Genomic DNA, 12,993 nt, shown 5'->3' with positions numbered 1-12,993 from the left:
AATAGCGTTTAGTTTATTTCATTAAGAGCAATGGTAGTGGTAGAATACACTTCATAATTTGGCACTCTTTATTGCAAATAAAAGAGGTAAGTAATTAATTTTGAGGTTTATTGTTTCTCAATCTAGACTACTTATGTAAGTACTATAGTGTAGGTAATAGTAAATGTTAAAACGAAATTTTTTATCTAGAGTTGCAAAAAGTAATAAGCTAATACTTTTTGCCGTAATGATTTTTATGATCATTGCGTTGCCTTCAATGTATATATTTGAGCAAAAAGTAAGAAGTGAAATTTATCACACGGCGCAAATAGAGCTAAAACGCGAACTCGAAACTAAAACATTATCGTTAAAAAAACACTTTACCGACAGCGTTAACGCCATTCGATTTTTAGATGCAACCCCACCTATAAAAGCAATATCACGCGCTAGTGAAAATCAATTGTCAGATCCAGCATCTGCAACGCCTATGGCTATTTGGAAAAATCGCTTAGCGAGTATATTTTCTGGCTTTATGCGCACCGACGAAAGCATATTACAAGCGCGTTATATAATGCTAGCAGAAGGCGGGCAAGAAGTCGTAAGGGTTGATCGGACCGAGCAAGGCAAAATTACCATACTCGAAGGCGAGCAATTACAACAAAAAGGCCAACGAGATTACGTTATTAAAACCAGTATGCTTGATGAGCACACTGTTTATATTTCACCAATAAATTACAACCGTGAAAATGGTAAAATTCAGCAGCCTTATATCAGTACCTTTCGGGTAGCAAAACCTGTATTTGACAAAAACAAACAGGTTTCTGCGGTTTTAGTTACGAATTATTATGCAGAACAATTATTTAAAAGCCTCACTTTTGAGTCTCCGCAAGGCACTGCAATTTATTTAATGAATAACCAAGGTGAGTTTTTATATCATCCAAACCCAGAGCTGCGCTTTGGGTTTGAGTTTAATAAAAGCAGAACCTGGGAGCAAGAGTCTGTTGGCGCGCAAAATATGGCTGCAGACAAAACGCTGCCGTTAAATAACTACCCACAACAATACACACTTCAAAAGCGTATTTATTTTGGTAATGATATTGCCATGCTGCCACTCGAGCTTGCTGTGAGTGTAGATACGCAAACATTATTAGCAAAAGTGAGCGAGAGACGCCAAAGCTTTATTACTACATTAGCTGTATTTTTTGGTGTGTTTTTAGTTATGACCATGCTGTATCAGCGCTTTATAAACCGAAAGTTACTTATTAACTCGTTAAAAGAGCAAAATAACAGAGTAATAGAAAACTCCTTAGATGCTATTTTTAGCATTTCAGAGTCGGGTAAAGTAGTGCAATTTAATAACACAGCTAAGCAAGTGTTTGGCGATATACTAGAGAGTGATAACGTAAATTTTATTTCTTTATTTACTTTAAATAAAGAAGATGAAAAATGCATAAGAGAAACCATTAAAAATGGCTCTAAAATGCCCTTTGAAGCCATGCACACCGACAGTTCGGGCAATAAATACTACTACTCAATAACCCTCAGCAGTATTTATGATGTGTTTAATGAGCGTTATCAAGTTGCGGCTATTTTAAGAGACATAAGCTCGCTTAAAAATATTCAAGCTGAACTTGAGGGAGTTAATACCACTTTAGAGCTTAAAGTTTCGCAAAGAACCCGAGAGCTTGAGCGCGCAATAGATGAAGCATTAGCAGCAAGCCAAGCTAAAAGTGACTTTGTAGCTAATATTTCTCACGAAATACGCACCCCTATGAACGGGGTATTAGGCATGCTAGAAATGCTTAAAGAAGATGGCTTATCAGAGCAACAGCATCATTATTTAAAACTTGCAAATAGCAGTGCTAATTCTTTAATGAATTTAATTAATGATATTTTAGATTTTTCAAAAATAGAAGCGGGTAAGCTCGATATTGATAATCACAGCTTTGATGTTGTTACCGTGTGCAGCGATATGATTAACTCATTAGCGCTACAAGGGCAACGCAAAGGACTTGAAGTATTTTTACACACCCACAATATTGTTGATCGTATGGTAGTAGGTGACAGCCATCGCCTTAAGCAAATTTTAATTAATTTGGTTAATAATGCTTTTAAGTTTACTCACAAAGGTGAAGTTAGCTTAACCATAGGCTCTAAATACATTACCGATACTAAATTACAGATGAGTTTTGCGGTTAAAGACACTGGAATTGGCATAGCAGCTGAAAATATAGATAAACTATTTGAAGTGTTTACCCAAGAAGATTCAAGCACCACACGCCATTTTGGCGGTACCGGCTTGGGTTTATCAATTTGTAAAAAGCTAGCGCAATTAATGGGTGGTAATATATCGCTAACAAGCGAAAAAGGGGTAGGGAGCACTTTTACTGCAACCGTTGAGCTGCATGTAGCACCCCAGAAAAAGCTAAATACCGGCATTGAGCTTGCTACCAGTATTGATGTTGCTGCATTAATTGCTCGCGATAATGTGTATAACAATGTGTGTGATTTATTACTGCAAACATGCAAAGTAGATAAAAGTAATATTGTTAGGTTAGATTACTTTAGTGAGCATGATGAGTTTGAAGCGGACTTATTAATTATTGACGACGACCATCCACAAGTTAATGCCCTGATTAGCTTTTGCAAACAGTACGATAAAAAATATGTACTGATTTTGCGTGATATGGTGATGAACAAACAATCGAAAAAAGTATTTCCTGATCATCTACATATTTTAAATAAACCGCTTACCCAAGATGAGTTTAGTTACAAATTAGCGAGTTTATTCGGTGCCAGTAGTGAGTTTGTTATTACCCCACCAAAGAGCTTAATTGAAGAGCCTGTGGATGCAGACTTATCAGCTTATCATGTGCTTTTAGTTGACGATAATATGATCAACATAGAAGTGGCTAAAGCGATTTTAAAGCACACTAAAGTTAAAATCACCTGTGCATCTGACGGTCTTGAAGCTTTAGAGGCGTTAAAGAGCAATAAACAGCAACCTTTTAACGTTATTTTAATGGATTGCCAAATGCCTAATTTAAACGGCTACGATACCACCAGCGAAATTAGAAACGCCAAAGCCGGAATAGAATATATTCATGTGCCTATCATTGCGATGACAGCAAGTGCAATGGAAGGCGACAGAGAGCGTTGTTTAACGGCCGGTATGAACGACTACATTACTAAACCAATTAAGCCGCAAACGTTAAAAGACAAGCTTATTACGTGGTTGAGTTAACACTAAAGCGAAATAGGCGGCTTTTAATAAGTCACCTTTTTAGCTGAAGTGATTATATTTTAGATATAAAAAAACCGCTTTAAAGCGGTTTTTTTATTTATAGTTAAGTGTATTTTATGCTTAACCTTTAACAGCTGCTTTAATTGCATCGATTGCTGTATCAATATCAATCATTAGCTTTTCACCAGTGCGGCGGTTTTTAAGTTCAACTTTGTTTTCATCAAGGTTGCGCTCGCCAATAACTAATGTAAATGGCACGCCAATTAATTCCATGTCGTTAAACATAACGCCAGGGCGCTCTTTACGGTCATCAAATAACACATCAAGTCCAGCATCTTTTAAGCCTTGGTAAAGGTTGTTAGCAATATCTGGAATGCGATGCGACTTATGCATATTCATAGGCACAATAGCTAAATCAAACGGTGCAATTGGTTGTGGCCAAATAATACCGTATTGGTCGTTGTTTTGCTCGATTGCTGCAGCCACAATACGCGACACACCAATACCATAACAACCCATAGTCATTATTTGGTTTTTACCTGATTCGTTTAATACGCCAGCCTTCATTGCTTGTGAGTATTTAGTGCCAAGTTGGAAAATATGGCCAACTTCAATACCACGTTTAATTTGTAAAGTGCCTTGGCCACATGGGCTTGCATCGCCTTCTACAATATTACGTATATCAGCAACTTCATAATCAGTTACATCACGATCCCAGTTAATGCCGCTGTAATGCTCGTCGTCTTTATTAGCGCCGGCAACAAAGTCAGCTAGTATGTTAGCGCTTCTATCAACAATAATTGGCATAGACAGGCCAACCGGGCCTAATGAGCCAGGTTTTGCACCAATAGCAGCAACAATGTCTGCCTCTGTTGCCATTTCAAGCGGAGAATCTACTAACGGGTGTTTTTCAGCTTTTAGTTCGTTAAGGTCGTGATCGCCGCGTAAAACTAGCGCAACTAAACCACGTACCCCGTTTTCATCAGGCGCAGCGTAAACGATTAATGTTTTAACACCGCGATGTGGTTTAACACCGTAGTGCTTTTTAAGCTCGTTAATTGTTTTAGCGTCAGGCGTTGGAAACGCTTTAAGCTCTTTTGTTGCAGCTGGGCGTGGCTCGCTTGGTGCAAGTGCCTCTGCTTTTTCAATATTTGCTGCGTAGTCGCTGCCATCACTAAATGCAATAGCGTCTTCACCAGATTCTGCAAGTACATGAAACTCATGCGATACGCTACCACCAATAGAGCCAGTGTCGGCAATAACAGGGCGGTAGTCTAAGTTTAAACGCTCAAAAATATTACAATACGCTTTGTGCATTACTTGATACGTTGCATCTAAACACTCATCACTTAAGTGAAATGAATAGGCATCTTTCATTGTAAATTCGCGGGCGCGCATTACACCAAAACGCGGACGACGTTCGTCGCGCACTTTAGTTTGTATTTGGTATAAAGAAATTGGTAGCTGTTTATAGCTGCTAATTTCTTTACGAACAAAATCAGTGATCACTTCTTCGTGAGTTGGGCCAAGCGCAAAGGTACGATTATGACGATCGGTAAAACGCATAAGTTCAGGACCAAACTCATCCCAACGACCTGATTCTTCCCATAAATCTGCTGGTTGAATTACTGGCATCAGCATTTCAATCGCATTGGCTTTATTCATTTCTTCACGTACGATATTTTCTACTTTTCTAAGTACCCGTAACCCAGTGGGTAACCAAGTGTATAAACCCGAAGCGACACGACGGATCATACCGGCTCTAAGCATTAATTGATGCGATACAATTTCAGCATCCGAAGGCGTTTCTTTAAGTGTGGCGAGTATATATTGACTGGTACGCATGTTGTTTCCGAAATTAGAGTAATTATGTACATATTGTAAGGGCTTCAGTCTACCAGCGGTTGCATTTACACTAAAGCGCTAAGTGATAAATTATTTAGGTATTTTCTATACTAGTAACTAAATTATGCGACTCATTAACTTGCCAGCAAATATTATAGTTATACAAAGTCATGCCGTAGCTTTGCTGTCCGTCTTTTTGCTTTTTATAAGCAGGGCGAGGATCTTGCTTTAGCACATTACTTATAAACGCCTGTAAATCTGGATATTGCGTTTGCTGCGCAATAAAATCTAGTACTTCAGGGGGAAATTCAACGCTCATGTGGGTTTCTGGGCGGGTGTCGGCAAACCCCGCACTGGCCTCTGGCATAGAGTCAGAATAGGGTAAGTAAGGCTTTATATCGATTATTGGTGTGCCATCGAGTAAATCTATTCCGGCGAGTAATAAGCTCAGTTGGCCATTTTTATACTCTATACCTTCTAGTTTTACCGCGCTCATACCAATGGCGTTAGGCCTAAAAGTGGCTCGCGTGGCAAACACGCCTTTGCGGGCATTACCACCTAAACGAGGCGGGCGCACCATAGCCGAATAGCCTTTGTCGGCTGTTTCATGAAAACGAAATAGCAGCCAAATATGGCTAAACTCATCGAGCCCGCGTACAAATTCTTCACGATTAAAGTCAGGCGCAAAAATAAGCTTTGCTTTAGCTTCTGGCACTAAACGAGGTTGCCTAGGTATAGCAAACTTTTGTTTATAAGGAGATTGAATGTGGCCAATAGCCGAAATGGTATAATCGCTCATAGTACTCGGGTGCAAATGAAATAGAGCGCTATTCTACCCATATTTAGCGTTTATGGCATTACTTGTAAGTGAGTTTATTACTTAACCTGAGCTCCGGATAATAAACCTATCTCAAGCAGCTACTTTCAGCGCTAACTGCGTTGAATTTACTTGCAATAGGCCAGCTATTGACGCGTAAATTCGCCTTATTTTCACTGAAAATCTCTGGCTAGAGAAAATAAAATTAAATATAACTATGATTTAATACGTTAGTAAATCTCTTAACCAGAGCTCAGGTTACTTATAGAAGCCTAGTCTAAAAGGTATTGATTAGACTAAGTGGTTTATATGCATGTGCGTTTAAACCACTCAAAACAAAAAAGGTAAGCCTAAGCTTACCTTTTACACACGTTTTAGGGTTTAATTAAAACATGTACTGCACTGATACAGACGCTACATCCATATCTGGGTCAATATCGTCATCAAGTTTATAGCGTTCATACTCTAAACGAAATTGAACGTTTGTTGTAAGTGCATATTCAATACCTGCACCGTAAAACGCATCACCACCATCTGTAGAAGCTGAAACAGAACCTACTGGTAAATCTTGTGTGTATTCTGCATCCCACTCAAGCCAACCGCCTTTTGCATACACAGAAAAACTCTCTGTAATAGGGTAGCCCAAGCGTGCGGCAAGCGATACGCCATCAATTTCAGCTTTGCTGTCCACATCACTTACTTCATCAAAGTTTTGATAAGCAAGCTCTAAGCTTAAATACTCGTTAAATTGTGCGCCAACGTAACCTTTTAGCATTTGTGCATCGTCGTCAAAGTCAGTGTCTTTGTCACTGTCTTCAAATTCAAAAGAATATTGACCGTAACCAACACCCGTGTAGATACGTGGAGAATCGAAATCAGCAATATCAGCCTTAGCTGCAGTATTAAAACCCAGTGTTACTAAAGCAAGTGTAGAAAGAGAAAGTGTTTTAATCATGAATTAGCTCCTTTAATAATAAAAATCAAATGCTTGAAAAAATAAGATGTAATTAAATCAAACGTCATCAAGGTAGGTGCAGTGAGCATGCCACTTATTAAAAACATAAAAAAACGGCCATAAAAACCTACTTTAGTATTGGTTTTTATGGCCGTTTGTATGATGCGTGTACAGCAGTGAACTTTTATTAGTTGTTACTTTCTAAGCTCAATTGCATGTTTTACAAAAAGTGTGAGGTTTTTACAGGCACACTTTAGTTACTTATACCTTATGCAGTAAGTTTTCCGTCTCTATTGCAATTTCTTTCATTTTTATAGCGTAGTTTTCTAATTTTAAATCTTCTTCGGTAATCGCTTTAAAAGAAGGCACTGCTACTGGGTAACCAGTTTCATCCATAGCAATAAAGCTAATAACACAGTGGTTGGTTTCAACCATATTTTGTGTTTTAGGGTCGCCACAACGCACTTGAATAAATATTTGCATACTGGTTTTACCGGTATGGGCTATTTTAGCTTCCACTTCAACAATTTGGCCTACTAAAATAGGGCGTCTAAACTTAACCCCAGCAACAGATACGGTAACACAGTAATGGCCACTCCAGCCTGCAGCACATGCATAGCCAGCTTGGTCAATCCACTTCATGACGGCTCCACCATGCACTTTACCACCAAAATTTACATCAGTAGGCTCTGCTAAAAAACGAAAAACAACTTTTGACGACGGCATAACTAATTCTCTTTTATAAAAACTAGGGTAAGCATAGCGCAAAACAGGGGCACAAGCCCCTGCAAATTAGTGTAGGTTTATAATTTATATGTAAAAACCTACTTTTTGTTAACAATAATAACTACATATTAGGATAATTTGGCCCGCCAGTCCCCTCCGGAGTTACCCAAGTAATATTTTGGCTCGGATCTTTAATATCGCAGGTTTTACAATGCACGCAGTTTTGCGAGTTAATCACAAACTCTTTAGTGCCAGCAATTTCTTGAATTTCATAAACCCCAGCAGGGCAATAGCGCTGCGCTGGTTCATCAAATTTAACTAAGTTTACTGCAATTGGAATACTCGGATCTTTTAATTGCAAATGACACGGCTGTGACTCTTCGTGGTTAGTATTTGATAAAAATACCGACGACAACTTATCAAAACTGAGTTTACCATCGGGTTTTGGATACACTATTTTATCGGCATCCGCCGCATCAACTAAAGTATCGTGATCTGGGGTGTTATCTTTAAAGGTAAATGGCAAGCAACCATTAAAAACATTTTGATCTAGGGTGTTATATGCGCCACCAACAAATTTACCTAACTTGTGCATAACAGGGCCAAAGTTACGTGATTGCTGCAATTCTTTATAAGCCCAAGATTGCTCAAACGCGTCTTTAAACTCGCTTAAGTCGGTATTTGCTTGCTCATTTTCTAATGCTTTAAAAATAACTTCAGCTGCCACCATACCCGATTTCATTGCAGTATGATTACCTTTAATTTTTGCAAAGTTAAGCGTACCTGCATCGCAGCCTACCAATAACCCACCAGGAAAATGCATTTTTGGTAATGAGTGCAAACCGCCTTTAGCAATAGCACGAGCACCATAAGCAACACGCTCGCCGCCTGCTAATACATTTTTAAACACCGGATGATGTTTCATGCGCTGAAACTCATCAAACGGGCTTAAATGCGGGTTTGAATAATTAAGATCAACAATCAGTCCTACCACAACTTGGTTGTTTTCACAGTGGTACATAAATGCGCCGCCGTTAGTATCGCCTTGTAATGGCCAGCCTGTACCGTGTACTACTGTGCCTAATTGATGCTTACTTTCATCAATTTGCCAAATTTCTTTTAAGCCTAAGCCATAGTGCTGCGGTGATGACTCATCATCGAGGGCAAATTCATTAATGAGTTGTTTGCCCAAATGACCACGACAACCTTCGGCAAATACGGTGTATTTAGCGCGTAGCTCCATGCCAGGCATGTAACCATCTTTTTCGTTGCCGTCTTTATCAAGGCCCATATCGCCAGTAATAATGCCTTTTACTGTGTCGTCTTCAATAATAAGCGAATGCGCACTAAACCCAGGAAAAATCTCGACTCCCAGTGCTTCTGCTTGCTCAGCTAACCAGCGACAAACATTCCCCATAGAGACAATATAATTGCCATCATTATGAAAGGTTTTTGGTGTGGCAAAGTGCGGAATAGCGGTGGCTTTTTGTTCGTTGTTAAACCAGTAAATTTCATCCTTTGCTACTTTGGTGGTTACAGGGGCGTTGAGCTCTTGCCAATTTGGCAGTAATTCATCCAGCGCTTTGGTTTCAAACACGGCACCAGAGAGTATATGAGCACCCACTTCTGAACCTTTTTCAACGACACAGATCATGCATTCTTGTTGTTTATTTTGCGCTTGTTGTGCCAGTTTTATTGCACATGCAAGACCCGCTGGGCCTGCACCTACAACAACTACATCAAATTCCATGGTTTCCCGGGTGATCATAAATACCTCTTATTCGAATGGTTAACGTACCCTATATTTAACTACACGTTAATGAAATACATAACCCATTTGATAGATGCTAATAAAAAGTTATGGGTTGTGAATGTTTAAAGGTTATTTTAGGTTGATGTTTACGTCAATAGACAGTAGTCTGATTTCATAAAATAAATAGGTTGACGTGCACGTCAGCTTGTAGGTTTAAATAACGATGGAGTCCATATGAAAGTTCTCGTACCAATAAAAAGAGTTATAGATTACAACGTAAAAGCGCGAGTTAAGTCAGACAAAACAGACGTTGATTTAACCAACGTAAAAATGGCGATGAACCCATTTTGCGAAATTGCAATTGAAGAAGCGATTCGCTTAAAAGAAGCGGGCACAGCAAGCGAAGTTATTGCCGTAACAATTGGCCCAAAAGCCTCGCAAGAACAGTTACGTACGGCATTAGCCCTAGGCGCCGACAAAGCCATTCACATCGAAACCGATGAAAAGTTAGAGTCGCTGCACATTGCTAAATTACTTGCAAAAATTGTAGAACAAGAAGCACCAGAATTAGTTATTTTAGGTAAGCAATCAATTGATTCAGACAATAACCAAACCGGCCAAATGCTAGCTGCATTGACCAAACGTGGCCAAGGTACGTTTGCTTCAAAAGTTGAAGTGGTTGATGGAAAAGTTAATGTTACCCGTGAAGTTGATGGCGGCTTACAAACAGTAGCGCTTAATTTACCGGCTATTGTAACTACCGATTTACGTTTAAACGAGCCACGTTATGCGTCGCTGCCAAATATAATGAAAGCAAAACGTAAACCGCTTGAGGTTATTGCAGCCGATACTTTGGGTGTTGATTTAACGGCCCGTGTGCAATTAATTAGCGTTGAAGAGCCAGCTAAACGTACTGCCGGTATTATAGTTGAGGACGTGGCGCAACTTGTAGAAAAATTAAAAACAGAGGCGAAGGTAATCTAAATGAAAACACTTGTAATAGCAGAGCACGATAACGGTGTATTAAAACCAGAAACCTCAAAAACAATTAACGCAGCAGCAAAACTTGGTTTTCCTATTGATGTGCTTATTGCGGGCGAAAACCTAGGTGTATTAAGCGAAGAAGTTGCGCTTATTAATGGCGTAGCCAGTGTACTGGTAGCAGATAACGCAGTATATGCACATCAATTAGCTGAAAGTATGGCAGATTTAGTGCTATCGCTTGCTGATTCTTATAGCCACGTAGTGGTAAGTGCTACCACTACAGGTAAAAACTTTATGCCGCGCGTTGCAGCCTTGCTTGATGTTGCACAAATTTCAGAAATTATTGACGTTGTTGACGCAGAAACATTTAAGCGTCCTATTTATGCGGGCAACGCAATTGCCACGGTTAAGTCACTCGATAGCAAAAAAGTTATCACTGTACGTGCTAGTAGCTTCGACTTACAAACAGAGCAAGCAAGCGCGCCAATAACGGCAGTTAATACGGTATCCGATTCTGCGCTAAGCAGCTTTGTAAGCGATGAGCAAACTAAATCAGAGCGCCCAGAATTAACCGCAGCTACTGTGGTTATCTCAGGTGGTCGTGGTATGCAAAATGGCGAAAACTTTAGTTTATTACACGGAATAGCCGACAAGTTAGGCGCTGCTATTGGTGCTTCGCGCGCAGCAGTTGATGCAGGCTTTGTACCAAATGACATGCAAGTAGGGCAAACAGGTAAAATTGTAGCGCCAAACTTGTACATTGCAGTGGGTATTAGTGGTGCAATTCAGCATCTAGCCGGTATGAAAGACTCAAAAGTAATTGTCGCAATTAATAAAGACCCAGACGCACCTATTTTTCAGGTTGCAGACTACGGTTTAGTTGCCGATCTGTTTGATGTTTTACCACAGCTAGAGCAAGCTCTATAAGTTAATAACTAAAAATTATATTTGTATTTATAGTTATAGTGATAAATTAAAAGCCGCAGTATCATTTTATGATGCTGCGGCTTTTGATTGTGCCTAATAAACCTAAGGTACTTATTCACTTAACCTGACTGGCCTATTGCAAGAAAATTCAACGCAGTTAGCGCTGAAAAATAGCTGCTTGAGATAAGTTTATTATCCGGAGCTCAGGTTACTTAGGCATAAAAAAACCAGCCATCGGCTGGTTTTTACTATGGTACACAGTAAGCGTTAACGTATTAGTACGTTGCGCTGCCTTTAGTACGAGGGAAGGCGATAACGTCACGTACGTTGCCCATACCAGTAACATAAGCAACTAAACGCTCAAAACCTAAGCCAAAGCCTGAGTGCGGCACAGTACCGTATTTACGTAAATCGCGGTACCAGCTGTAGTCGTCTTTGTTTAAGCCCATTTCGTCTAAACGAGCATCGAGAATATCTAGGCGCTCTTCACGTTGTGAGCCACCAATGATCTCACCAATACCTGGCGCTACTATGTCCATTGCGGCAACGGTTTTACCGTCTTCGTTTTGGCGCATGTAAAACGCTTTAATATCGCGTGGGTAGTTTTTAATAACAACCGGTGCTTTAAAGTGTTCTTCTGCTAAGTAACGCTCGTGTTCAGACTGTAAATCTACGCCCCATTCAACAGCGTACTCAAACTTTTTACCACAGGCTTTTAATATTTCTACCGCTTCGGTGTAATCAACTTGTGCAAAGTCTTTTTCTACAAATTCTTCAAGGCGAGTAATGGCTGTTTTTTCTATACGTTGTGCAAAAAATTCCATGTCATCGCGGCGCTCTTCTAGTACGGCTTTAAACACATACTTCAACATCTGCTCTGCTAGTTTTGCAATATCTTCTAAATCAGCAAATGCTAATTCAGGTTCTACCATCCAAAACTCGGCAAGGTGGCGCGAAGTATTTGAGTTTTCTGCGCGGAAGGTTGGGCCAAACGTATAAATTTTTGACATTGCCGACGCGTAAGTTTCACCATTTAACTGGCCAGATACAGTAAGAAATGCTTCTTTACCAAAAAAATCTTCGCTGTAATCTACTTCGCCTTTATCGGTAAGCGGTAAGTTTTGCATATCAAGCGTTGATACGCGGAACATTTCACCTGCGCCTTCACAGTCACTTGCTGTGATAATAGGGGTGCTTATCCATAAAAAACCTTGCTCATGGTAAAAGCGATGAATAGCTTGAGCTAAACAGTTACGTACACGGGTTACGGCACCAATCATGTTAGTACGAGGGCGAAGGTGAGCGTGCTCACGTAAGTACTCAATACTATGACGCTTTGCAGCCATAGGGTACGAATCTGGGTTTTCTACCCAACCTAATACAGTAACCGAGTTAGCTTGAATCTCATAAGACTGACCTTGGCCAGCAGATTGCACTAAAACACCGGTAACCGACACAGAACAACCGGCTGTTAGGCTAGTGACTTCATCATAATTATTAAGTGAATTAGGAACTACCGCTTGAATAGGATCAAAACACGAACCGTCATGAACGGCTAAAAATGAAATTCCTGCTTTTGAATCGCGGCGAGTACGGATCCAGCCTTTTACTGTAACTTGGCTGTCTACCGATACCTTGCCTTTTAATAGCTCTGAAATCGCTAAATGGCTCATCTTCACTCCAATGATATAAGTTGCCTAACTATATAATTTAACTACGCACCACACGCTGGCAAAATTGCTCTTAAACGGCGCTGCACTTGA

9 protein-coding genes are annotated in these 12,993 nt (G+C 39.9%); 3 read left to right on the top strand and 6 right to left on the bottom strand.

Annotated elements, in window-relative coordinates; all coding sequences use genetic code 11:
- Positions 1–163: 163 nt before the first annotated feature.
- Positions 164–3,223, top strand: a complete 3,060-nt coding sequence (locus tag I6E78_RS13475; protein WP_197182698.1) for an ATP-binding protein — start codon at positions 164–166, stop codon at positions 3,221–3,223.
- Positions 3,224–3,343: 120 nt separating this feature from the next.
- On the opposite strand, the gene I6E78_RS13470 is transcribed toward I6E78_RS13475, so the two are convergent.
- The 5 genes from I6E78_RS13470 to I6E78_RS13450 all read right to left on the bottom strand — a co-directional run bounded on the left by I6E78_RS13470 (position 3,344) and on the right by I6E78_RS13450 (position 9,334).
- Entirely contained in the window at positions 3,344–5,068 is a 1,725-nt protein-coding gene (locus I6E78_RS13470) for a proline--tRNA ligase (protein ID WP_086994275.1), read from the bottom strand.
- 94 nt (positions 5,069–5,162) lie between these two features.
- A complete protein-coding gene (gene tsaA, locus I6E78_RS13465; RefSeq protein ID WP_197182697.1) occupies positions 5,163–5,867 on the bottom strand; it encodes a tRNA (N6-threonylcarbamoyladenosine(37)-N6)-methyltransferase TrmO in 705 nt (234 codons plus the stop codon).
- A 403-nt stretch (positions 5,868–6,270) separates the two neighbouring features.
- Positions 6,271–6,840: an outer membrane beta-barrel protein gene (locus I6E78_RS13460; RefSeq protein WP_011328299.1), complete on the bottom strand. Its 570-nt coding sequence runs from the start codon at positions 6,838–6,840 to the stop codon at positions 6,271–6,273.
- 261 nt (positions 6,841–7,101) lie between these two features.
- Positions 7,102–7,566 carry an acyl-CoA thioesterase gene (locus I6E78_RS13455; protein ID WP_011328298.1) on the bottom strand — a complete coding sequence of 155 codons (465 nt, stop codon included), beginning with the start codon at positions 7,564–7,566 and terminating at the stop codon, positions 7,102–7,104.
- A 121-nt stretch (positions 7,567–7,687) separates the two neighbouring features.
- The gene (locus I6E78_RS13450; protein WP_197182696.1) at positions 7,688–9,334 is read right to left on the bottom strand and encodes an electron transfer flavoprotein-ubiquinone oxidoreductase; all 1,647 of its coding nucleotides are present in this window, start codon (positions 9,332–9,334) and stop codon (positions 7,688–7,690) included.
- 219 nt (positions 9,335–9,553) lie between these two features.
- Between I6E78_RS13450 and I6E78_RS13445 the strand changes: the two genes are divergently transcribed.
- Positions 9,554–10,303, top strand: coding sequence for an electron transfer flavoprotein subunit beta/FixA family protein (locus I6E78_RS13445; RefSeq protein WP_011328296.1), 750 nt, complete (start codon positions 9,554–9,556; stop codon positions 10,301–10,303).
- Positions 10,304–11,230, top strand: a complete 927-nt coding sequence (locus tag I6E78_RS13440) for an electron transfer flavoprotein subunit alpha/FixB family protein (protein WP_197182695.1) — start codon at positions 10,304–10,306, stop codon at positions 11,228–11,230.
- A 275-nt stretch (positions 11,231–11,505) separates the two neighbouring features.
- On the opposite strand, the gene asnS is transcribed toward I6E78_RS13440, so the two are convergent.
- The gene (asnS, locus tag I6E78_RS13435) at positions 11,506–12,903 is read right to left on the bottom strand and encodes an asparagine--tRNA ligase (protein WP_197182694.1); all 1,398 of its coding nucleotides are present in this window, start codon (positions 12,901–12,903) and stop codon (positions 11,506–11,508) included.
- Between the last annotated feature and the right edge of the window lie 90 nt (positions 12,904–12,993).

This window comes from Pseudoalteromonas sp. NZS127 (assembly GCF_015864805.1).
Lineage (GTDB): Bacteria > Pseudomonadota > Gammaproteobacteria > Enterobacterales > Alteromonadaceae > Pseudoalteromonas > Pseudoalteromonas nigrifaciens.
Note: the sequence above shows the minus strand (reverse complement) of the source record. Positions and strands in the feature narration are given on the sequence as shown.